Origin of the sequence: Sphaerotilus montanus (assembly GCF_013410775.1) — a bacterium.
In the GTDB taxonomy this organism is placed as follows: Bacteria; Pseudomonadota; Gammaproteobacteria; order Burkholderiales; family Burkholderiaceae_C; genus Sphaerotilus; species Sphaerotilus montanus.
In genome coordinates this window covers 1,698,382-1,718,163 of the sequence record NZ_JACCFH010000001.1, presented here as the reverse complement: position 1 = coordinate 1,718,163, position 19,782 = coordinate 1,698,382, and the positions used below count along the sequence as shown (strand labels likewise).

21 protein-coding genes are annotated in these 19,782 nt (G+C 67.0%); 6 read left to right on the top strand and 15 right to left on the bottom strand.

The genetic code is table 11. The features are described from left to right. Positions 1-88: 88 nt before the first annotated feature. From BDD16_RS07700 to BDD16_RS07690, 3 genes are all read right to left on the bottom strand, one after another. A complete protein-coding gene (locus BDD16_RS07700) occupies positions 89-1,063 on the bottom strand; it encodes an exopolyphosphatase (protein WP_179633406.1) in 975 nt (324 codons plus the stop codon). A 120-nt stretch (positions 1,064-1,183) separates the two neighbouring features. After that, entirely contained in the window at positions 1,184-2,494 is a 1,311-nt protein-coding gene (locus tag BDD16_RS07695) for a tryptophan--tRNA ligase (protein ID WP_179633405.1), read from the bottom strand. Between the two features lie 70 nt (positions 2,495-2,564). Next, positions 2,565-3,506, bottom strand: coding sequence for a DnaJ C-terminal domain-containing protein (locus BDD16_RS07690; protein ID WP_179633404.1), 942 nt, complete (start codon positions 3,504-3,506; stop codon positions 2,565-2,567). Positions 3,507-3,636: 130 nt separating this feature from the next. On the opposite strand from BDD16_RS07690, the gene BDD16_RS07685 reads away from it, so the two are divergent. Then, entirely contained in the window at positions 3,637-4,038 is a 402-nt protein-coding gene (locus tag BDD16_RS07685) for a hypothetical protein (RefSeq protein ID WP_179633403.1), read from the top strand. Here the strand turns inward: BDD16_RS07685 and BDD16_RS07680 are convergent. From BDD16_RS07680 to BDD16_RS07635, 10 genes are all read right to left on the bottom strand, one after another. Then, positions 4,028-5,482: a 2-hydroxymuconic semialdehyde dehydrogenase gene (locus BDD16_RS07680; protein ID WP_179633402.1), complete on the bottom strand. Its 1,455-nt coding sequence runs from the start codon at positions 5,480-5,482 to the stop codon at positions 4,028-4,030. The genes BDD16_RS07685 and BDD16_RS07680 overlap by 11 nt on opposite strands. Positions 5,483-5,550: 68 nt before the next feature. Further along, entirely contained in the window at positions 5,551-6,495 is a 945-nt protein-coding gene (locus tag BDD16_RS07675; protein ID WP_179633401.1) for a catechol 2,3-dioxygenase, read from the bottom strand. A gap of 18 nt (positions 6,496-6,513) precedes the next feature. Continuing rightward, complete coding sequence (locus BDD16_RS07670) at positions 6,514-6,882, bottom strand: 2Fe-2S iron-sulfur cluster binding domain-containing protein (protein ID WP_179633400.1); 369 nt, start codon at positions 6,880-6,882, stop codon at positions 6,514-6,516. 23 nt (positions 6,883-6,905) lie between these two features. Then, positions 6,906-7,979: an NADH:ubiquinone reductase (Na(+)-transporting) subunit F gene (locus BDD16_RS07665; protein WP_179633399.1), complete on the bottom strand. Its 1,074-nt coding sequence runs from the start codon at positions 7,977-7,979 to the stop codon at positions 6,906-6,908. A 28-nt stretch (positions 7,980-8,007) separates the two neighbouring features. Beyond that, positions 8,008-8,373, bottom strand: coding sequence for a phenol hydroxylase subunit P4 (locus tag BDD16_RS07660; RefSeq protein ID WP_179633398.1), 366 nt, complete (start codon positions 8,371-8,373; stop codon positions 8,008-8,010). Continuing rightward, complete coding sequence (locus tag BDD16_RS07655) at positions 8,370-9,941, bottom strand: aromatic/alkene/methane monooxygenase hydroxylase/oxygenase subunit alpha (protein ID WP_179633397.1); 1,572 nt, start codon at positions 9,939-9,941, stop codon at positions 8,370-8,372. Before BDD16_RS07655 ends, BDD16_RS07660 begins: the two co-directional genes overlap by 4 nt. Before the next feature lie 12 nt (positions 9,942-9,953). Then, positions 9,954-10,223 (bottom strand): MmoB/DmpM family protein, encoded by a 270-nt coding sequence (locus tag BDD16_RS07650; protein ID WP_179633396.1) that lies wholly within the window; start codon positions 10,221-10,223, stop codon positions 9,954-9,956. Positions 10,224-10,242: 19 nt separating this feature from the next. Then, positions 10,243-11,238 carry an aromatic/alkene monooxygenase hydroxylase subunit beta gene (locus BDD16_RS07645; RefSeq protein ID WP_179633395.1) on the bottom strand — a complete coding sequence of 332 codons (996 nt, stop codon included), beginning with the start codon at positions 11,236-11,238 and terminating at the stop codon, positions 10,243-10,245. A gap of 24 nt (positions 11,239-11,262) precedes the next feature. Then, a complete protein-coding gene (locus tag BDD16_RS07640) occupies positions 11,263-11,472 on the bottom strand; it encodes a phenol hydroxylase subunit (RefSeq protein WP_179633394.1) in 210 nt (69 codons plus the stop codon). 287 nt (positions 11,473-11,759) lie between these two features. Beyond that, complete coding sequence (locus BDD16_RS07635; protein ID WP_179633393.1) at positions 11,760-12,224, bottom strand: MaoC family dehydratase; 465 nt, start codon at positions 12,222-12,224, stop codon at positions 11,760-11,762. Between the two features lie 374 nt (positions 12,225-12,598). On the opposite strand from BDD16_RS07635, the gene BDD16_RS07630 reads away from it, so the two are divergent. From BDD16_RS07630 to BDD16_RS07615, 4 genes are all read left to right on the top strand, one after another. Next, on the top strand, positions 12,599-14,302 hold the full coding sequence (locus BDD16_RS07630; protein WP_179633392.1) for a sigma-54-dependent Fis family transcriptional regulator: 1,704 nt from the start codon (positions 12,599-12,601) through the stop codon (positions 14,300-14,302). Then, positions 14,302-15,018 carry a GntR family transcriptional regulator gene (locus BDD16_RS07625; protein WP_179633391.1) on the top strand — a complete coding sequence of 239 codons (717 nt, stop codon included), beginning with the start codon at positions 14,302-14,304 and terminating at the stop codon, positions 15,016-15,018. Before BDD16_RS07630 ends, BDD16_RS07625 begins: the two co-directional genes overlap by 1 nt. Before the next feature lie 308 nt (positions 15,019-15,326). Beyond that, positions 15,327-16,301: a hypothetical protein gene (locus BDD16_RS07620; protein ID WP_179633390.1), complete on the top strand. Its 975-nt coding sequence runs from the start codon at positions 15,327-15,329 to the stop codon at positions 16,299-16,301. An 82-nt stretch (positions 16,302-16,383) separates the two neighbouring features. Continuing rightward, on the top strand, positions 16,384-16,884 hold the full coding sequence (locus BDD16_RS07615) for a hypothetical protein (RefSeq protein ID WP_179633389.1): 501 nt from the start codon (positions 16,384-16,386) through the stop codon (positions 16,882-16,884). A 137-nt stretch (positions 16,885-17,021) separates the two neighbouring features. Here the strand turns inward: BDD16_RS07615 and BDD16_RS07610 are convergent, their stop codons facing one another. Then, entirely contained in the window at positions 17,022-18,338 is a 1,317-nt protein-coding gene (locus tag BDD16_RS07610; RefSeq protein ID WP_179633388.1) for an enoyl ACP reductase FabMG family protein, read from the bottom strand. A gap of 115 nt (positions 18,339-18,453) precedes the next feature. Between BDD16_RS07610 and BDD16_RS07605 the strand changes: the two genes are divergently transcribed. Further along, positions 18,454-18,843 carry an MAPEG family protein gene (locus BDD16_RS07605; RefSeq protein ID WP_179633387.1) on the top strand — a complete coding sequence of 130 codons (390 nt, stop codon included), beginning with the start codon at positions 18,454-18,456 and terminating at the stop codon, positions 18,841-18,843. Positions 18,844-18,862: 19 nt separating this feature from the next. Here the strand turns inward: BDD16_RS07605 and BDD16_RS07600 are convergent, their stop codons facing one another. Further along, positions 18,863-19,753 (bottom strand): AEC family transporter, encoded by an 891-nt coding sequence (locus BDD16_RS07600; RefSeq protein ID WP_179633386.1) that lies wholly within the window; start codon positions 19,751-19,753, stop codon positions 18,863-18,865. Positions 19,754-19,782 lie beyond the last annotated feature (29 nt).

Genomic DNA, 19,782 nt, shown 5'->3' with positions numbered 1-19,782 from the left:
GGTGGGCGGGTGAGGGAGGCAGGCTACAGCGTAGCCGTTCCCGCCGTGTCCGGACAGACCGTTGCCCTGACGCGGTACCAGGCTGTGCCTAGGCCGCCTGGCTCAGGTTCGCCGCCTCGTTGCTGCGCGACAGGATCTCGTCGACCAGCGTGGCCTTGAGCGCCTCGGCCTGTTCGTTGGCCCCCTGGCAGGTGCCCGCGGCATGGTGGCCGCCGCCGCCGTGTTCCAGCATCAGTGCGCCGATGTCCATGCGGTTGCGCCGGCCGAAGATCGACTTGCCGACGGTGTAGACCGTGTTCTGCTTCTCGCGGCCCCACAGGACGTGCATCGAGATGTCGCACTGCGGGAACATCGCGTAGACCACGAAGCGGTTGCCCGCATAGATGACCTCCTCGTCGCGCAGGTCCAGCACCACGAGGTTGTCGCGCACCTGGGCGACGCGGCGGATCTGCTCGCGGAACAGCGCGTGCTGCGAGAAGAACAGGTCGATGCGCTCGTGCACGTCCGGCAGCGCCAGGATCTCGTCGATGGACATGTCCCGGCAGCACTCGATCAGCATCATCATCAGCTGGTAGTTCGAGATGCGGAACTCGCGGAAGCGGCCGAGCCCGGTGCGGGCGTCCATCAGGAAGGACAGCAGCTCCCAGCCCTTCGGGTCGAGCACGTCGTCGATGCTGAAGCCGGCCGAGTCCGCCTTGTCTACCGCTTCCATCATCGCGTCGCTGACACGGGGAAAGCGGGCCTTGCCGCCGAAGTGGTCGTACACCACGCGCGCCGCCGACTTGGCCTCGGCCAGCAGCACATAGCCCGGCGTGTCCCGGCCCTGGTTGCGGATGGCCTCGCTGGCGTGGTGGTCGAAGCACATGCCGCAGCCGGGGACGTAGGGCACGTTGGTGAGGATGTCGCGCGCGGTGACCGCCACCTTGCCGTCCTGCACGTCCTTGGGGTGGACGAAGGTGATGTCGTCGATCAGGTCCAGCTCGCGCAGGAGCACGGCGCAGACCAGGCCGTCCATGTCGCTGCGGGTCAGCAGGCGGTATTTTTGCGGGGTCGAAGAGGTCATGGTCAGGGGATCCTGGTGAACGCGTGGGTGCCGTCTTATCGGCATCCACGGACCTCGCTTGACGCCTGCGGGCGGCAGGTCGGCCGGCCTCCCCTTGGCCAGTCGCCGGGCGTTGCGGACTTACTCGGCTGCCGCGGCGATCAGCTCCGCCAGCGCCTGCGCGACCTCCTCAGTGGACACACCCTCGCCCAGCGTGACCGGCGCCTCACCCAGCGCCGCCGCCCCTTCGGTCTTCAGCCGCTTCACCCAGTTCCCCGCATCGCGCCCGCCGGCAAACGCCTGGCTCTGCAGCAGCACGCGCCCGTCCGCCGCGGCGAGCTTGAAGTAGAACTGCCCGTCCGCCTCGCGGTACTGCTTGAACACGGCCAGCGCGGCCTTGTCGGCTTTCGCCGTGACCGTGGCGGCCACGGGTGCGGCCACCATGCGACGCAGGCCCACCGCCTCGCGCAGCCGCTGCAGCAGCGGCGCGGCCTCGGCGCGGGCCTTGGCTGCGCCGGCCATCAGGATCGCCTCCAGCTCGGCCGGCTGATTGATCAGCGCCTCGTAGCGCGCCCGCATCGGCGCGAGTTCGCCGTTGATCAGCTCGAACAGCCGCTGCTTGGCCTCGCCCCAGCCCAAGCCCTGGCGCAGCGCGTCGCGGAAGGCGGTGTTCTGCTCCGGCGTGCCGAAGGCGTCGTGCAGCGTGACCAGCGCGGAGCCCTCGGGATCCTTCGGCTCGCCCGGCAGCTTCGAGTCGGTGACGATGCGCGCGATCGCGTCCTTCAGCGCCTTCGCGCCACCCTCGAACAGCGGGATCGTGTTGTCGTAGCTCTTGCTCATCTTGCGGCCGTCGAGGCCGGGGAGCAGCGCCATCTCGGCCTCGACCACGGCTTCCGGCAGCACGAAGAAGTCCGTGCCCTGGCCGTAGAGGTGGTTGAAGCGCTGCGCCACGTCGCGCGCCATCTCGATGTGCTGGATCTGGTCACGGCCGACGGGAATCTGGTGCGCGTTGAACATCAGGATGTCGGCGGCCATCAGGATCGGGTAGCTGAACAGGCCCATCGTGATGCCGGCGTCCACGTCCTCGCCGGCGGCCAGGTTCGCATCTGCGGCGGCCTTGTAGGCGTGGGCGCGGTTCATCTGGCCCTTGGCGGTGACGCAGGTCAGCAGCCAGGTCAGCTCGGGGATCTCGGGGATGTCGCTCTGGCGGTAGAGCGTGACGCGCGCGGGGTCGAGGCCGGCGGCCAGCCACGTCGCGGCCAGCTCCAGCCGCGAGCGCTCGATGCGCGCCGGGTCGTCGCACTTGATCAGCGCGTGGTAGTCGGCGAGGAAGAAGAAGCTCTCGACGTCGGTGCGGCGGCTGGCGATCACGCAGGGCCGGATGGCGCCGACGTAGTTGCCGAGGTGGGGGGTGCCGGTGGTGGTGATGCCGGTCAGGACGCGGGTAGGCATGGTGGGCTGGTGCTGGAGCGACAACGAAAACTCCGATTGTGACCGGACCCCGCCACCCCGCGCCGCCCGCTCAGGCCGGTGCCTCCGGGCGCGGCTGGTAGCGCGGGAAGGCCTGCGCCATCGCCTGGTAGGCCTGCCGCTCGTCCTCGGTGGTGGCCGGGGGCAGGGCGATGTGCAGCACCGCGTAGAGGTCGCCGGCCGGGTGACCGGGCAGGCCGCGGCCCTTCAGGCGCAGCCGGCGTCCAGGGGTCGAGCCGGGTGGAATCGTGAGCTGGACGTCGCCTTCCGGCGTGGGGGCGGTGACGGTCGCGCCGAGCACCGCTTCCCAGGGCGCCGTGGGCAGATCGACCTGCACGTCGCGCCCGTCGACGCGGAACAGTGGGTGCGGCTGCAGCGTGATGTCGAGGTAGAGGTCGCCCGCGGCGGCCCCGTCCTCGCCCGCGCCGCCCTGGCCGGCCAGCCGCAGGCGTTGTCCGGGGCGCAGGCCTTTCGGGATGTCCACCTCCAGATGCCGGGTCTGCAGCGAGGCCCGCCCCGCCGCATCGACCACCGGGAGGCGCAGCGAGACCGTGCGCCGCGCCCCTTGGTAGAGGTCGATCAGCGCGACCTCCAGCCCGGCGTGGTGGTCGCGGCCGGGAACTGGCTCGCGGTAGCGCGGGCCTTCGCGGCGCCGCGACCGTCCGGCGGCGTGGGCGAACATGGCCTCGAAGGGGTCTTCTTCCTGGCGGTGCGCCTCGGCGGCGGCCTGCGCGTAGGTGCGGTCGAGCGCGTGCTGGCGCCAAGCCTCGTCGTGGGCGGCGCGGCGGTCGGTGTCGATCAGGGCTTCGTGGGCCTCGGCGGCGGCCATGAACTGCGCCTGCGCATCGGGCTCCTGGCTGACGTCCGGGTGGAACTTGCGCGCCAGCTTGCGGTAGGCCTTGCGGATCTCGTCGTGCGTGGCGGTGCGGGCCACGCCGAGGGTGGCGTAGTGGTCCTTGGGGCCGGAGGCCCCGGACGGGCTGGCGTGCGTCATGCGGTGTGGAGGAGGTTCGTGTGGGTCCGTTTTAGCGGCGCCGCCGGCCGGTGTCTGTTCGTCATCGCACAGACTGGCCCGCCGGGACCGGCGCACGCTGGATGCCTGCCCATCCGACCGGACCACCACCATGCCCACTGAAGCCACCCAGATCGTTCTCCACGCCGTGGTCCGCACCGACCACCAGCAGGCCCAGGTGCTGCGTTTCGACGAGACGCAGGTGCAGACGCAGACCGTGCAGCTGCACGCCCACACCACCGCGCAGCACAAGAGCGGCGTGCGCTCGGAACACGAGTTCTTCGGCGCGGTCTGCGACGCGCTCGACGGCATCGCGCAGGTGCTGGTCACCGGCACGCACACCGCGCTGGCCGATTTCCGCCACTACGTCGACAAGCACCGCCCGCACCTCGCCAAGCACCTTGTCGGCTACGAGGTGGTGGACCACCCGACCGATCCCCAGCTGGTGGCGCTGGCGCGGGCGTTCTTCCAGCGCCAGGACCGGCTGGGGGCGGACGGGATGCTCAGAGCTTGACCATCACGTTCCGAAGCTCGGTGTAGAACTCCAGCGAATGCACCCCACCTTCGCGCCCGATCCCTGACGCCTTCGCGCCGCCGAACGCGGTGCGCAGGTCACGCAGGAACCAGGAGTTGATCCAGCACAGCCCGACCTCGACCGCTGCGGCCATGCGGTGCGCGGTGCCGAGGTTCTGCGTCCACACCGTCGTCGCCAGGCCGTAGTCGGTGGCGTTGGCCAGCGCAATGGCTTCTTCCTCGGTGTCGAAGGGCGCGATGTGGCAGCAGGGGCCGAAGACCTCCTCGCGCACCACGCTGGCGCTTTCCGGCAGTCCGGTCCAGATCGTCGGCTGCACCCAGTGGCCTTCCGCCAGCGCGCCGGGCATGTCGGGCACCCCGCCGCCGGTCACCACCGTCGCGCCTTCGGCCACCGCCTTGGCGTAGTAGCCCAGCACCTTCTGCTTGTGCTCGGCCGAGATCAGCGGGCCGAGGCCGACGCCGGGCTGCTCGCTCGGGCCGACCTTGAGCGCCTCGGCCTTCTCCTTGAGCGCGGCGACGAACTGGTCGAAGATCGGCCGCTGCACATAGACGCGCTCGGTGCCGAGGCAGACTTGTCCACAGTTCTCGAACGCGCTGCGCGTGATGCCGGCGACCGCCTTGTCGAAGTCGCAGTCGGCGAAGACGATGCCGGCGTTCTTGCCGCCCAGCTCGAACGACACTGGCCGTACGCCCTTGGCCGCCGCCGCCATGATCGCCTCGCCCGTGCGCGTCTCGCCGGTGAAGGTGATGCCGCTGACGCCCGGGTGTCTGGTCAGGAACTCGCCCGCCGAGCCGGGACCGAAGCCGTGCAGCACGTTGTAGACACCCGGTGGCACGCCGACCGCGTTCATCACCTCGCCGAGCAGCGTCGCGGTGGCGGGTGTTTCCTCCGACGGCTTGACGATCACCGTGTTGCCGCAGGCCAGCGCGGGGCCGACCTTCCACGTCATCAGCAGCAGCGGCAGGTTCCACGGGCACACCACCGCGACCACGCCCAGCGGCGAGCGCACGGCGTAGCTCACCGCAGTGCCGCCGTCCGGCGTGGTCATCTGGAAGCTCTCGGTCGGCACGTTCTTGATGATGTCGGCGAAGACCTTGAAGTTGGCCGCGCCGCGCGGGATGTCGATGTGCGAGGCCAGGCTCAGCGGCTTGCCGGTGTCGGCGATCTCGGCCTGCAGGAAGTCGTCGAAGCGGCGGTTGATCTCGTCGGCGACCGCGTAGAGCATGTCCACGCGCTTGACCACGCTCAGGCGGCCCCAGTCGCCCTTGAGCGCGGCGCGGGCGCCGGCGACGGCCGCGTTCACCTCGGCCTGACCCGCCTCATGCACCAGCCCCAGTACCCGGTTGTCGACCGGCGCGCGGTTCTCGAAGGTCTTGGCCGTGGCGACGAATTCGCCGTGGATGAAGTTCAGGTACTGTTTCATGGTGGGTCAGGTGGGGTGCGTGGGTCCTCGCGTTCGCGAGGATGACGGCGGTGGGGCGCAGGCTGGGCTCAGGTGTAGACGTCCGTGAAGGACGGCACCGCGGCACCCGTGTGGTAGAAAATTCCGCTCCAGAGCTGGTCCTCGGTCCAGGTCGTCACGGGCCGGTCGCGCTGCGCCAGGTAGCCCAGGCCGGCGAAGGTCTCGTTGCGGTTGCCGCTCGGGTCGAAGAAGTAGATGGTCTCGCCGCGCGTGATGCCGTGGCGGGTGGGCGCTACGTCGATGCGGGTCTTGTTCTTGGCCATCACGTCCGCGGCCTTGAGCACGTCGTTCCACGAGTCGAGGAAGTAGGCGATGTGGTGCAGCCCGCTGCGGGCGCCGCCGACGAAGGCGATGTCGTGCGGCGTGGTGGTGCGGCTCATCCAGGTGGCGGCCTGCATGTCGCCGTTCGGGCCGACCAGCACCTGCTCGGTCAGGAAGAAGTCCAGCGCCTCGGTCATGAAGCGGGTGTTGTCCGCAACCGTGTTGATGCCCTCGGGCGGGTTCATCTCGCACATCAGCAGCAGGTGGTCGAGCCAGTGCGCGCCGGCCCCCTTCAGGCCGTCCGGCCACGGGTCGGGGTTGGTGGTGCCGACGTCCGTGCCCACGTACTCCTTGGTGGCGTACAGGCGCATCTCGTGGCCGCTGGGCAGGTGGAACTGCAGCATGCGGCCGGTGGCGGGCAGCGTGCCCTCGTCGAGCATCACGGTCTTGACGCCCCAGGCCTCGACCTTGGCCTGCAGCTCGTCGAGGTCGGATTCCTTCTCGCATTTGTAGGCGACGTGGTTCAGGCCGGCCTGGTCGCTCGGCGTGAGGATGAGCGAGTACTTGTCCCACTCGTCCCAGCACTTCATGTAGACGTTGCCATGCTTGTCTTCCATGGTGACCTTGAGGCCGAGCACGTTCTCGTAGTGCTTGAGGGCCGCCGCCATGTCCATGACTCTGATGCTGGCGTGACCGATGCGCATGACACCCATGATTTGTCTCCTAGGGGTTCAGGGTTGTGGGGAAGGTGTGGGTTGCGGGGCTGCCGCCTTGGCGTACCCGCGGGAAAACGGTTTCTCGAACTTGCCGATCACTTCGATCTGCACCGCCGTGGTCGGCGCGACCCGGCAGGCCAGGGTGCAGCCCTGGCGTTCTTCTTCTGCGGTGACATGGGCGCGGCTGACGGGGCCGAGCGCCGTCACCGTGCCGTCGACGATGCGGACCTTGCACACGCCGCAGCCGCCGTTGACGCAGCCCACCGGGATGCCCTTGCGGCCCAGCCGCAGCATCCCGTCGAGCAGGCTCTCGGTGGTGGCGCAGGGGTACTCCTCGCCGGTCTGCGTCACGTGGACGGTCACCTTGGGGCGGAAATCGAACATCGCGTGGGTGCTCCTGCCGGCCCTCAGACGCGCTTGAACAGCGGGCTGCGCTGTGCGTTGGCGTCGGCGGCCGAGATGAACTTCTCGGTGTGGATGCCGTCCTCGAACAGCCGGCCCTGCATCAGCGTGCCGATGCAGGCTTCGACCATCGGCGGCGGGCCGCAGAGGTAGGCCTTGTGGCCGGCGAAGCTGCCGCCGAAGTGCGCCTTGGCCGCGTCGTGGACGAAGCCGCGGGCGCCGGTCCAGTCCGAGCCTTCCGCGGCATCCGGCTCGTTCGACAGCACCGGGACGTAGGTGAAGTTCGGGTGCTGCGCGGCCAGCGCGACGAACTCGTCGTGGTAGTACAGCTCGGCCCGCGTGCGCTGGCCGTAGACGAGCGTGATCGGCTCGGTGCAGCCCTGGCCGAGCAGGTCCAGCACCATCGAGCGTGGGCTCGACAGCCCTGACCCACCCGCCATGAACACCATGGGCAGGTGTGCCGACTGCCGCACGAAGAAGCGCCCGTACGGGCCGGACAGCCGCAGCCGGTCGCCCACCTTCAGCTTCTCGTGCAGGTAGGTCGTGCCCGCGCCGCCCGCGACGATGCGCACGTTCAGCTCGACCTCGCCGCTGCGCTGCACGTCGGCGGGCGCGTTGGCGATCGAGAAGGCGCGCGACTGGCCGAGGCCGGGGATCTCCAGCTGCACGTACTGGCCGGCCTGGAAGTCGATCGGCTTGTCGAGCGCGAGGTGCAGCGCCTTGATCGTCGGCGTGAGATCGACGATGCGGGTGACGGTGGCCGCGAAGTCGCGCACGGGGATGATCCGCGCGTCGGGCTCGTCGTCCATGTCGGCTTCGATGGTCACGTCGTCCTGCAGCGTCGCGCAGCAGGCCAGCGTCTTGCCCTCGTCGCGCTCGAAGTCCATCAGCGCGAACGGGTTCGCCGCGCCGTGGTCGACCTCGCCGCCGCAGACCTGCACCTTGCACGTCCCGCACAGGCCGTGGCCGCAGGCGTGCGGGATGTAGAGCCCCTGGCGCAGCGCGGCGTCGAGGATGGTCTGGCCCTCCTCGACGTCGATCACGGCGCCGAGCGGCTCGATGGTGAGTTGGTAGCTCATCAAACGGTTCCTGCGCGCGGCGCGGGGATCAGTTGCACGACCCGTTCAGGCCATGCAGGCCCGGCGTGCGGAAGCGGATCACGTCCTTGTGCGTCAGGCCGTTCTCCGCCAGCGACTTGGCCGGGTCCGGCTGCCAGGGCTGGCCGGACTTGGTCCACTCGACGGTCGCCCAGTCGATCTTCGCGAAGTCCGGGTGGTAGCCGTAGACACCGGGCAGCACCGCCGCGCCGACCGCCCCGAACGGCATGTCCGGCGGCAGCGGCAGGCACACCGGCGCGCAGAACAGCAGGTGGTCCTCCCAGCCGATGTAGAGCAGCGGCGCAGGGAAGTTCTCGCGCACGTCCTTCATCGGGAAGTCGTACGGCGCGGCGTTGGGGTTGGCGACGACGCTCATGCTGCAGCTCCTCCGGTGTGGCCCATGCCGCCGTCTGCACGCCAGGCGGCGAAGTTCTTCTGGTCTTCCGAGCCTTCGAAATCGAAGTTGTCCCGGCCGATGTTCAGCTCGTACCACTGCAGCACGGCGATGAGCGGGTCGAAGCCTTCGGCGGTCGGATCGGTGCCCGGCTTGAAGCAGTTCCCCTGGTAGATCTGGTGCACCGGCAGCCAGCTCTGGATGTACTTCTCGGGCTCGTCCTCGAAGATCTCCTTGCAGTGGTCCGAGCAGAAGTGGTACTTGTTGCCGAAGTAGTTCGATTCGCGGTAGCAGATCTTGGTGGCGTCCCCCGGCTCGGTGAAGAGCATCGGGATCTGGCACGTCGTGCAGAGCATCGGCAGCGTCTTGTTGTAGAAGCGGTTGCCGGCGGCGGCCTGCTCGCGCCAGTAGTCCCAGCGCGGCTTGTAGGTCGACTCGAAGCTGTCCGGGTACTTCTCGGCCAGCCACTGCATCTCGTCCTCGTTCGGCACCCAGGTGTGGAACGGCGCGGCGGCGTTGTAGTTGTAGAAGGTGGCCCACGCCTGGTGGCTGATGTGGTCCTTGCCTTCGCAGGCGTCCTTCCAGCCCTTGGGCTCGCGGATGCCGTAACGCGCCAGGTCCTTGAACAGCGCGCCGCCGTTCTGCTCGGCGTACATCTCCCAGGCCTCCTTCCAGCTCATGACGCGCTTCGGGAGCATGTAGTCCTGCATCATCGCCACGATGGTCAGCAGGCGGTAGCCGCGCCAGAACCACTTGTCGATCCACTTCTGCACGATCGGCACATTGGCCGGGTCCTGCTCCAGCATGAACTTGATGCACTCGATGCCCAGCGTCATGTGGCGCGACTCATCGGACTGGGCCGAGAAGCCGAAGGTCACTGTGGACATGTCGCCGTTGTGCGCCGCGCCCGACATGAAGGGCACGAACAGCAGGTTGGTCAGCACGTACTCGAACGAGAAGCTCACCGCGGTCAGGAACTCGAACGGGCCGCCGGTGCAGGCGTCCTCGAAGAAGCTCTTCGGCACCGACAGGTACCAGACGCGGTCGAACCAGTGGCTCGAATGGTGCATCCCGTTGAAGTACTTGTTGTAGTGCGAGAGCGCGTGCGTTTCGGTCTGGAAGTGGCGCAGCTCGTCGATCGACTGCATCTGCGCCGCGACCCGCGCGCCTTCGCCGGTAAACTGGCGGCCGACGTGGGCGAAGCCGCGGTGGGCGTAGTACTCCAGTGGCGTGACACCCTGGATGAAGAGCTTCAGCGCGTTGATGTAGCGCGCATCGCTCACGCCGAGCTGGCCGTTGTTCTGCGCAAAGGCCTCGATGACGGCGTAGAGCTTCTTTTCCTTCTCGCCCTGGTACTTCCAGTAGGCGTCCATCGTCAGGCGGAAGGGGTCTTGCCACTTGTCCCAGTCGTGGATCTTGATGCCCTCGTAGGTGTCGTACGGGAAGACCTTGTCCATCGGCTGGTAGGTGGTCTCCCAGCCGAGGCCGCGGGTCATCGCGGCGTAGCGTTCCTTGAGGCCGAGCTTTTTCTTGGCGACGCGGGTGTCCATGCTTGTCTCCTTTTATTGCGCCCAGCTCAGGGTGAGTTGGTCGTCGTCCTCGTCGATGTGGCCCGACAGCGTCACGAGGTTGACGTGGATCTGCTGCAGGTCGTAGGGGCGGCCGGTGATCTCCTCGATCGTTGCGCGGCGGATCGTCAGGCGCTGCGGCACGTCGATCTTGGTCAGCCCGGTCGGGTGCGTGACGACGGCGGTGGGGTTGTCGGCCACGATGGCCTCGACCACTGGCCGGGATTCCTCGTTGGCCTGGAAGGCGATGAAAACGTTCGACATGGGCGTGGTTCCTTGCGGGTCAGACGGCGAGGCCGGCCTTGCGGCAGCGGGCGTCGAGCGTGGTGCGGGCGTCCGCCAGCGCGGCGTCGCCGTGGTCGCCCATGGCGAGCTGGGCGATGGGCGCCAGGGCGGTCTGGGCGCGGGCGACCCAGTGGGTGGTCCACTTCGACAGCAGCGCGCGGTTCTCGTCCGATTCGGCCGCAGCCGTCTTCACCACGGCGTCGATCCAGCGCGCGCTCTCGGCGTGCCAGTCGGTCATGAACGCGGTCATCATCGCGACGGCGGTGGCGCCCTTGAGCGTCAGGTGGTCGTCGATGAAGCTGCCGTAGACCAGCGGATAGAGCAGGCCGTCGATCGCCAGGTTCTGCGCGACGAACAGCTCGAACGGGTCCTTCACGACCAGGGTGTCCTCCACCAGCCGGCGCAGCTCCTGCCAGACCGGCGCGGCCAGCCAGGCCTGCTTGCCCACGTCGAGCACCTCCGGCTCGCCCAGCACCAGCCCGAGCCGGGTCAGGTACTGCGCCACGCCCAGGTTGTCCATCGCGTGGAACATCGCCGGGGCCGTGAACGCCGTGCCGTAGCCATAGGCGCAGACCGAGGCGTTGTTCATGTTGGCGCCCCAGGCGGCGTGGCGCAGCGGCATCAGCACCGTCAGCGCCTGCTCGCGCACGGCATCGGTCATGGCCGCGACCATGCCCTTCGACTCGACGAACTGGAAGTTCGACTCCATCGCGTCCTGCTGGCGCGCGCGGGTCATGGTCCAGTTGGCGTAGTAGTACTGGCGCGGATCCTTCAGCACGTACCAGTCCTTGAGCCGGATCGCCGTGCGCGCCGTGTCGAACAGCTCGAACTCCGGCTGCCAGGTCGGGCGGTAGTGGAAGTTGGCCGCGGGCTGCGCGCCGATGGTGGCTTCCAGGTAGCGCGAGGCCGCCTTGTCGCTGCCGAGGTGCTCGGCCACGCGGGTGAGGGTCTGGCGCAGCGGCTGGATCTCGCGCGCTTGCAGGTCGATGTTCATCGGGCTTGTCTCCTGGTGTGGATCTCAGTGGTCCAGCCGGATCACGCGGTGCGTGGCGCAGAACTCGGCGAACGCTGGCTCGGGCAGCAGCAGCTCGACCAGCAGCTCCGGCCAGCCGATCGCGAACTCGAAGAGCACGAGACCGTCGGCCCGCTGCTCCAGCACGCGGACGTACTTCTTGCGGGTGTCGAGATCGGTGTCGGATGCGGTATCGAGGGACGGGCTTGCGGTCATGGGCAGGACTCCGGGTGGTCCCTCTTCCATTGCAAGCGACAGGCCACTTCAGGCCAGTTTTCCTGAAATCTCGATATTCCTAGGGTAAGCACCGAGAAAGTGCGCCCCGTTTTTTCCGGAATCGGCCCCGGACAGCATGGTGTTCACCTGCTGCGGGTCCGATGGAATGCGGGCGTTTTACGGTCAATTCACGGTGAATTGACGATATGGACAAGTCACGCGGCGTGATTTGATGATTTGGTGAAATGTCGAGATTGCGGCGCGGGAGGGCAAGGTCGCCGGACGGCTCAGGAATAGCGGCGCGACACCGACTCGGCCACGCAGACCGGCCTGGTCGAGCCTTCGCGTTCGACGGTGGCTTCCACCGTGACTTGCGAGCCGCCGTCGATCTGCTCGCAGGCCAGCAGCCGGAACACGCCGCGCACCCGGCTGCCCACCGGCAGCGGCGCCGGGAAGCGCACCCGGTTCAGCCCGTAGTTGATGCTCATCCGCAGGTGCGGGATCTCGAAGGCGTGTTCGCCCATCCACGACAGCAGCGACAGCGTCAGGAAGCCGTGCGCGATGGTGGTGCCGAACGGGCCGGCCGCGGCGCGCGCCGGGTCGGTGTGGATCCACTGCAGGTCTTCGGTGGCGCGGGCGAAGGCGTCGATGCGGGCCTGGTCGATCGTCAGCCAGGGGCTGGTGCCGAGCACCTCGCCGAGGCGGCCGGGCAGTTCGGCGAGCGGGATGGACGGGAGGGCGTGGTCGGGCATGTCGGGTCCTGGCGGCGGAGGAGGTGAGGGGAGGGGCGGGCGGGATGCCAACGATCTTAGGCAGGCCGTCCGCGCCGGGTCATGCGCGACAACCCCGAGGGCCTGTCCCGCGGGTGACGCCCCGGACCTGGTGCCACGCCACATCTGAAGTGACGGTCCGCTCTGACGAACGAACCCCTCCCGTCATGCCCGCGAAAGCGGGTACCCACGCATGGCGATGAGCGTGCTTGGTGAACGTGGGTCCTCGCCTGCGCGAGGATGACGGCGGTGGGGTGCGATGGAGGATGGCGGTGGGGTGCGACAGTTGATCGTTGACGCAACACTAGAATCAGGCCAAGAGAGAAATCTCGAGAATCTGCCCGCGGAGCCCCGGCATGCCCAACCACCTGAAGTACCCGCCCGACACCGACCTGCGCCGCCTGCTGCGCTTCGCGCCGGAGGAGGGCGCGATCTGGCTCGGCGAGCGGCGCATGGTGCTGCTGCACACGGCGTCGCTCGGGGCGCTGCGCCAGGACCTGATCAACTCGATCGGGCTGGAGCAGGCGCGGCGCATCTTCACGCGCATGGGCTACGCCAGCGGCCTGAACGACGCCGAGTTCGCCCGCAAGACGCGGCCCGGGGAGGATCCGGCGGCGGCCTTCCTGGTCGGGCCGCAGCTGCACATGCTCGAAGGCGCGGCGCGGGTCACGCCGCTGAAGATGACCTTCGACCGCGAGGCCGGCCGCTTCGAGGGCGAGTTCCGCTGGGACCATTCCTGGGAGGCCCACGCCCACCGCCACACCTTCGGCCCCGCCGACGAGCCGAGCTGCTGGATGCTCACCGGCTATGCCTGCGGCTACACCTCGGCGTTCATGGGGCGGCTGATCCTGTTCAAGGAGGTCACCTGCACCGCCTGCGGCGACGACCACTGCCGCATCGTCGGCCGCCCGATCGAGGACTGGCCGGACGGCGAGGCGCACCGCGTCTACTTCGCCTCCGACTCGCTGGTCGAGAAGATCGAGGCGCTGAGCCTGCAGGTCGAGGCGCTGCGCTCGACGCTGGCACCGGCCGGGCCGTGTGGTTCGATGGTGGGGCAGTCGCCCGCCTTCCGGCGCGCCTTCGAGCTGCTCGGCAAGGCGGCGGCCACACAGGTCACCGTGCTGCTGACCGGCGAGACCGGCGTCGGCAAGGAGCGGTTTGCCCGCACGCTGCACGAGCTGAGCGAGCGCCGTGCCGGCCCCTTCGTCGCGGTGAACTGCGCCGCGCTGCCGGCCGAGCTGATCGAGGCGGAGCTGTTCGGCGTGGAGAAGGGCGCCTACACCGGCGCGCACGCCGCCCGCACCGGCCGCTTCGAGCGCGCCGATGGCGGCACCCTGTTCCTCGACGAGATCGGCGACCTGCCCGTGCCGCTGCAGGCCAAGCTGCTGCGGGCGCTGCAGGAGGGCGAGATCGAGCGCCTGGGCAGCGAGACCACGCGCAAGGTCAACGTGCGGCTGGTGGCGGCGACGAACGTGGACCTGGACGCGGCGGTCAAGGCGGGGCGGTTCCGGCGTGACCTGCTGTACCGGCTCAACATCTACCCGATCCGCATCCCGCCGCTGCGCGAGCGCGGCGCCGACATCGAGCTGCTGGCGCAGACGCTGCTCGCGCGCTTCACCGCGCTGCACGGCAAGCGGCTGCAGGGCTTCAGCGAGCGGGCGTTGCAGGCGCTGGGCCGCCACGCCTGGCCGGGCAATGTGCGCGAGCTGGAGAACATCGTCGAGCGCGGCGTCATCCTCGCCGCGCAGGGCGGCTCGATCGAGGCCGAGGACCTGTTCTCGCTCAGCCCCGGCCACGCCGACCAGGCCGCCGACCGCACCGGCCTCGATCCGCACGGCCAGCTCGCCACGCTGCCGCCGGATCCGGACGAGGACCTCTGCGAACGCATGCTCGCCAGCGGGCTGCCGCTGGAGGAGCTGGAACACCAGTTGCTCGCCTTTGCCGTGGCCCGCGAGAGTGGCAACCTGTCCGCCGCGGCCCGCCGCCTGGGGATCACCCGCCCGCAGCTCGCTTACCGGCTGCGCCGTGGTCCCATGCCGTCCGAACCTGGAGCTGCCTGATGCTGCCATCCGAAAAATTCCTCGCCGCCTTCCGCAGCAACGACGAAGCCCCGCGCACCCTCGTCGAGCGCGCCTACCTGAGCCTGCGCCACGACATCGTCTGCGGCGCGCTGGCGCCGGGCGAGCGGCTGCGGGTCGAGCACTTGAAGGACCGCTACGACGTCGGCGCCGGCACGCTGCGCGAGGCGCTGTCGCTGCTGCTGTCGGACGCGCTGGTGACGGCGGAGGGGCAGCGGGGCTTCCGCGTCACGCCGATCTCGCTGGCCGATCTGGAGGACGTCACCAACACCCGCGTGCTGCTGGAGACCGAGGCGCTGCGCCTGTCGATCCGCCACGGTGACGCGGCCTGGGAACTCGCCCTCGTCGCCGCCTTCGACCGCCTGAGCACGGCCGAACGCACGCCGGAAAGCCTGCGCTCGGGCGCCTGGGAACACGCCAACCGCGGCTTCCACGAGGCGCTCATCGCCGGCCACGGCTCGCCCTGGAGCCGCTACCTGCTCGGCATCCTCTACCGCCACGCCGAGCGCTACCGCTACATCGCGCTGCGCGCGGCCGCGGCGACCGAAGCCGGCCCGCCGCGCGACGTGCACCGCGAGCACGAGGACCTGTTCCGTGCGGCGATCGGCCGGCAGGAGGCGCGTGCGGCGCTGGCGCTGGAGGTGCATGTGCGCAATACGTGCGAGGTGCTGAAGAAGGCGGGGTTGGGGGCGATGTGACGTGAGGTTTGTCACGCCTTGTCCGGATCTGTGAAATTCGGACGGTGAGCGCCATTCGGGCACTGTGGACGGTGTCGGGGTGGCGCTTTATTCTGGGCTGCCGCCGGGTTTTGCAGGATTGGCTTGCATGGTTTCGGCGATGTTCAGGGGGATTTATGTGTCAAAGCGCGGAAAAATTTCGATGCCGCCAACGGCCTGGACGACATTTTCTGACGTGTTAGATGTCAGCGGATATATTAGGCGGCAGGGCCATGAGGTCTAAATTACGTTAGGCCGCAAAAATTTCACCTTCACTGTACTTGAGAAATATGAAATTGCAAAAAGAACTACAACGAGCCGATGTATCCGACGCAGCTCGGTCACGGATTGCATTGGCACTACCAGTCTTAAAGGGTATTCTATTGGCGCTACAGCGAGACCGAGTATCTAGGCTCGGCGGCTACGAGAAGATCACCCTGGCCGACTTGGCGCGCGAATACCGAGAGGGTAGTGGTGATTGTGGAATATGCTTTGAGTACGCTGTACATGATTCTCTGTTGGCAAAGGATCCGAATATTCATGCGCTACTTAGCAATGTGCTTAACGACTTCTGTACAATAAAATCAGGTGCCGAGTCCATCCTGTTTGGTGCCGAGAAATCTGGCGGTATTTCATTAATTGATACTTCAGATTCGCTTCTTAATGATGACTCACGTATATTGTCTGGGAAGGTCGGTCAACCGACAAAACTAAAAAAGCAGTGGGATACCATCAAGAAGGCGCTACGTGACACAAAGGCTAGGGACCGTTTGCCTACTAGTATAAAAGGATTGTGGAAGGCGGATCTTTTCCTAGGGAATTCTAGCGAAGGCAAATGGGTAGGTTCTACGCTGAAGTTGAACAAATCCGACTTTCAAGGCGCGGCGGGCCTACGGTTGGGAATTTATCCAGAGACCAAAAAGGGAGAAAGCCCTTCCCGTGATGACAAAAACAATCTGATTCTTTGCCCACTTCCATACGATGCTAATTTTATGGAAGTCTTCTACTCATCATTTTTTGCTGTCAAGCAATTCCTTCTAGCAGATGCGAAGGTGCCCAGACCCGTAGCATTGCCAAATTCTGCAGATCGCTTTTTGGCGCAACAGTTTGAAGATCGCCGAGAATTTACTGTCTTGGAGATCATTGAATATATGTATCCACTAGGTCAGCCAGATTTAACCACAGAGTCTGTTATTGGCGCTTCTAGTGGTGATGCTTCGGTTCCACTTGATGCAGTAGCACCAGTGCCGCGCAGTGCGGCCTAACAGGTCGCTCAACCGGGTCCGACACAGCATGCCGGTTAGCTTCGACGTTATCCTTTAAATACCTACCATCGAATACCCTGCTATGAAAATTCACGATGATCACCTCTACCACGGTGCTGCGCTGATTCAAATTGCAGAGCACGAAAAATTCACCGCGATAAATTCGTTGAAGATTGGAAGGGTTGTCTACAAAAATGCGTACAGAATAAACGACGACATTGCTGTTTATTTCAAATACGCAACAAATCCAACGGCAGCTCATGGTGAGTATGTTTTTACTTTCAAGAGTGAGCATATTGATTTGCTCAAAGATATATCGGAAAATTGTAAATCCATTTGCTTGGCTCTCGTCTGCGTTAAAGACAGAGAGGTGTGCTGCATCACTTACTCTGATTTTAAGGAATTAATAGCTCTGCGGGAAAAAGCCAAGGGGGCAGCCGAAGATCAGTATGCCGTCCTAATCACAGCCCCATCTGGCAAAGGAATGCGTGCATACGTCAATGCACCCGGTGTCAGGGGGCAGATGATTGGTGATCCAATAAAAGTCCCAAGAAACTCATTTCCTGATGCGGTCTTTGGTTAAAAGGGAGTTCAATCGGACTCTAAACATGGGGGCGCCACTTTATTACGCCCTCATGTTTTCCACCGGTTAACCGCACGTTAGTGCGCAAGAAGTCGGGCGCACCCGCCGCCGGTTGAGCGCGGCGGTTTAGCGCGCACTCAAGCGTGCAACTGATTCAACTGCCGAGCGATCACGTCATGGTTGAGCCAGAGCACCGGCCCGGCCGGGCGGGACGACTCATGGAACATCAGCGGCCCGACCGCCTCCAGCACCAGGGCGCTGAGGTGGTCGGTGATCAGCGCCTTGCGGTCCTTGTGCATCTGCGTGATGGCGTCCGAGGTGCCGATCATGATGTCGGCCAGCTCGGGCGTGTTGGACATCGGCCAGGCCGCGAAGTCGCGGAAGCTTTCCGCCACGTCGCTGGCGTTGAAGTCGGTGATCTTCTGCAGCACCGCTTCGAGCGACTGGTCCTCCAGCAGCAGGTCGCGGCAGGCCTGCCACTGCGCTTCAGCCCAGGCGCCGCCGTCCTCCTTCTTCAGCGCCAGCAGCAGCGCGAACAGCGGCAGCTCGACGCCGACGAAGATGTCCGACGAGTTGGTCCGGATCTCGGGGCAGTTGTAGACCGTCGCCTGGACGCCCTGTTCCCAGGCCGCCTGGGCGATGCGCTCCAGCCGCATCTTGGCGTAGCCCTGCGTGTAGGTGGTGTAGGTCTGCCACGCGTACGCGCCGTCGATGAGGATCTCGGTGCCGTGGTAGCCGTAGGCCGAATACCGCACCTCGCCGCCACTGGCCGCCAGACGCGCGCGGATCGCCGCGCTGCCGTCGATCAGGTGCTGGAAGCTGTTGGCCGTCACCTCGTCGAAGTTCTGCAGGATCAGCTTGCCCAGGTCGCTCTCCAGCAGCTGGCTCGACGCCATGAACCGCTCGCCGCGCCCCTTGTAGATCCGGTTGGCAATCGCCAGGAACACCTTGGCCTTCGGGATGCCGCCGGCCATCGTGTGCGCGAAGAAGACGTTGCGGCCGTCGGCGATCAGGCCGTCCAGGCGGGCCATGACCTCGGCCACGCCGTCCTTGAAGCGCTGGACACCGATCTCGCGGCACTGGTCGATGTGCGCCCAGTCGAGCTTCACGTCGGTCCAGTTCTTGAGCGTCATGCTGCCCAGCAGGTCGGTCGGCGTGGGCGCGCCCGGGGCGGCGTCGAGGTCGAAACCGGCCATCAGCGGCACGTTGAGGATCTTGCCGCCCAGGTTGGCTTCGGCCACGGCCAGCTCTTCGTCGTTCAGCGGGCGCAGCCGGTTGTCGTCGTCACGGCGGCCGACCGTGATCCCGATGATCTCCATGCCGGCCTTGCGCGCTTCGTTGACCAGACCGTTGGCATAGCCACGGCCGAAGAGTTCGCCAAACAGCACGAACACATCGCCCGGACGGAAGATGTTCGATTGCGGCACGGACCGGAGAGGGGTGGGTGAATGCATGGTCTGTTCGTGGCTAGGGATGAAATCGTCGAGCAGGACTGTAAACGCAGTGGTCGCCGGCGTGGCCCCAAGACGCTGTACGCTGCAGCGTTCCCCCAACCGCAGGATGTTCCCCATGCCCTGGATCGACCTCGTCACCTTCCTCGCCCTCGCCCAGTACCTCGTCTTCGGCGGGCTGGTCGGCAGCGCCCGTGGCCGCTACGGCGTCAAGGCGCCCGCCACCACCGGCAACGAGCTGTTCGAGCGCCACTACCGCGTGCAGATGAACACGCTGGAGCTGCTGGTGGTGTTCGTGCCGGCGCTGTGGATGGCCGCGAAGTACTGGTCCCCGGCCGCGATGGCCGCCGTGGGCGCGGTCTATCTGGTCGGCCGGATCCTCTACCAGCGGGCCTACACGCGCGCGCCGTCGCAGCGCTCGCTGGGCTTCGCGCTCAGCATCGGACCGGTGTCGGTGCTGCTGGTCGCTGCGTTCGCGGGCATGGTGCGCAGCGCGCTGGCGGGCTGATCCGGCCGACCTTGGCCGTTCAGGGCGGCAGCGCGACCCCCAGCGCGACCGCCAGCGCCAGCGGCATGAACACGACCGTCGCCAGGTTGCCGATCAGCACCATCGAGGCCACCTTGTCCGGCTCCTGCCCATACCGCTCGGCGAGCATGTAGTTCAGCACCGCCGGCGGCAGCGCCCCGAACACCAGCAGCAGCGCCTCCTCGCGCGGCGGCAGCGCGATCAGCCGCGCGGCGACCCACGCCAGCGCCATGCCCGCCGCCGGCCGCAGCGCCGCGCCGAACACGCCGAAGCCGATCGCCGTGATGCGCGACTCGGCCATGCGCACGCCCAGCGCCAGCAGCATCAGCGGCACCGCGATCTCCCCGACCATGCGGATCGCCACCAGCAGCGGCGGCCACAGCGCCACCCCGGCCACGCCCACCGCCAGCCCCGCGAACGCCGCCAGCACCGACGGCGAGCGCCACGCGGTGGCCAGCCGCGCGTGGTGGTCGAGCAGCCAGGTGCCGAAGGAGAACTGCAGCAGGTTCGACAGCGTGAACAGCACCACCGCTGGCGCCAGCGCGTCTGCTCCGAATGCCAGCACCGCCAGCGGCAGCCCGAGGTTGCCGCAGTTGTTGAACATCATCGGCGGCACGAGCGTCTTCGGGTCGATCCCCGCCAGCCGCGCCACCGCCCAGCCGACCAGGCCGCTGCCCGCGATGACGAGGAAGGCGGCGCCGAGCAGCGGCAGGTACTGGTCGAGGTGGAACTCCTTGCTCGCCAGCGCGCCGAACACCAGCGCGGGCGTGCAGACGTCCATGTTGAGCCGGTTGGCGTGCGACAGGTCGGGTTTCAGGCGCCGGCCGACGACGAAGCCGACGGCGGTGATGGCGAAGAGCGGGAACAGGATCGAGAGGATGCGCAGGAGCATGGGGCGGGACGATACGCGACCGCGCACAG

Bases quoted from the DNA above. Each gene is read 5' to 3' on its own strand.
- BDD16_RS07690 (WP_179633404.1), bottom strand. From the start codon at position 3,506: ATGACGCACGCCAGCCCGTCCGGGGCCTCCGGCCCCAAGGACCACTAC.
- BDD16_RS07675 (WP_179633401.1), bottom strand. From the start codon at position 6,495: ATGGGTGTCATGCGCATCGGTCACGCCAGCATCAGAGTCATGGACATG.
- BDD16_RS07700 (WP_179633406.1), bottom strand. From the start codon at position 1,063: ATGACCTCTTCGACCCCGCAAAAATACCGCCTGCTGACCCGCAGCGAC.
- BDD16_RS07670 (WP_179633400.1), bottom strand. From the start codon at position 6,882: ATGTTCGATTTCCGCCCCAAGGTGACCGTCCACGTGACGCAGACCGGC.
- BDD16_RS07605 (WP_179633387.1), top strand. From the start codon at position 18,454: ATGCCCTGGATCGACCTCGTCACCTTCCTCGCCCTCGCCCAGTACCTC.
- BDD16_RS07640 (WP_179633394.1), bottom strand. From the start codon at position 11,472: ATGACCGCAAGCCCGTCCCTCGATACCGCATCCGACACCGATCTCGAC.
- BDD16_RS07660 (WP_179633398.1), bottom strand. From the start codon at position 8,373: ATGAGCGTCGTCGCCAACCCCAACGCCGCGCCGTACGACTTCCCGATG.
- BDD16_RS07645 (WP_179633395.1), bottom strand. From the start codon at position 11,238: ATGAACATCGACCTGCAAGCGCGCGAGATCCAGCCGCTGCGCCAGACC.
- BDD16_RS07665 (WP_179633399.1), bottom strand. From the start codon at position 7,979: ATGAGCTACCAACTCACCATCGAGCCGCTCGGCGCCGTGATCGACGTC.
- BDD16_RS07615 (WP_179633389.1), top strand. From the start codon at position 16,384: ATGAAAATTCACGATGATCACCTCTACCACGGTGCTGCGCTGATTCAA.
- BDD16_RS07680 (WP_179633402.1), bottom strand. From the start codon at position 5,482: ATGAAACAGTACCTGAACTTCATCCACGGCGAATTCGTCGCCACGGCC.
- BDD16_RS07630 (WP_179633392.1), top strand. From the start codon at position 12,599: ATGCCCAACCACCTGAAGTACCCGCCCGACACCGACCTGCGCCGCCTG.
- BDD16_RS07685 (WP_179633403.1), top strand. From the start codon at position 3,637: ATGCCCACTGAAGCCACCCAGATCGTTCTCCACGCCGTGGTCCGCACC.
- BDD16_RS07635 (WP_179633393.1), bottom strand. From the start codon at position 12,224: ATGCCCGACCACGCCCTCCCGTCCATCCCGCTCGCCGAACTGCCCGGC.
- BDD16_RS07695 (WP_179633405.1), bottom strand. From the start codon at position 2,494: ATGCCTACCCGCGTCCTGACCGGCATCACCACCACCGGCACCCCCCAC.
- BDD16_RS07610 (WP_179633388.1), bottom strand. From the start codon at position 18,338: ATGCATTCACCCACCCCTCTCCGGTCCGTGCCGCAATCGAACATCTTC.
- BDD16_RS07650 (WP_179633396.1), bottom strand. From the start codon at position 10,223: ATGTCGAACGTTTTCATCGCCTTCCAGGCCAACGAGGAATCCCGGCCA.
- BDD16_RS07625 (WP_179633391.1), top strand. From the start codon at position 14,302: ATGCTGCCATCCGAAAAATTCCTCGCCGCCTTCCGCAGCAACGACGAA.
- BDD16_RS07655 (WP_179633397.1), bottom strand. From the start codon at position 9,941: ATGGACACCCGCGTCGCCAAGAAAAAGCTCGGCCTCAAGGAACGCTAC.
- BDD16_RS07620 (WP_179633390.1), top strand. From the start codon at position 15,327: ATGAAATTGCAAAAAGAACTACAACGAGCCGATGTATCCGACGCAGCT.
- BDD16_RS07600 (WP_179633386.1), bottom strand. From the start codon at position 19,753: ATGCTCCTGCGCATCCTCTCGATCCTGTTCCCGCTCTTCGCCATCACC.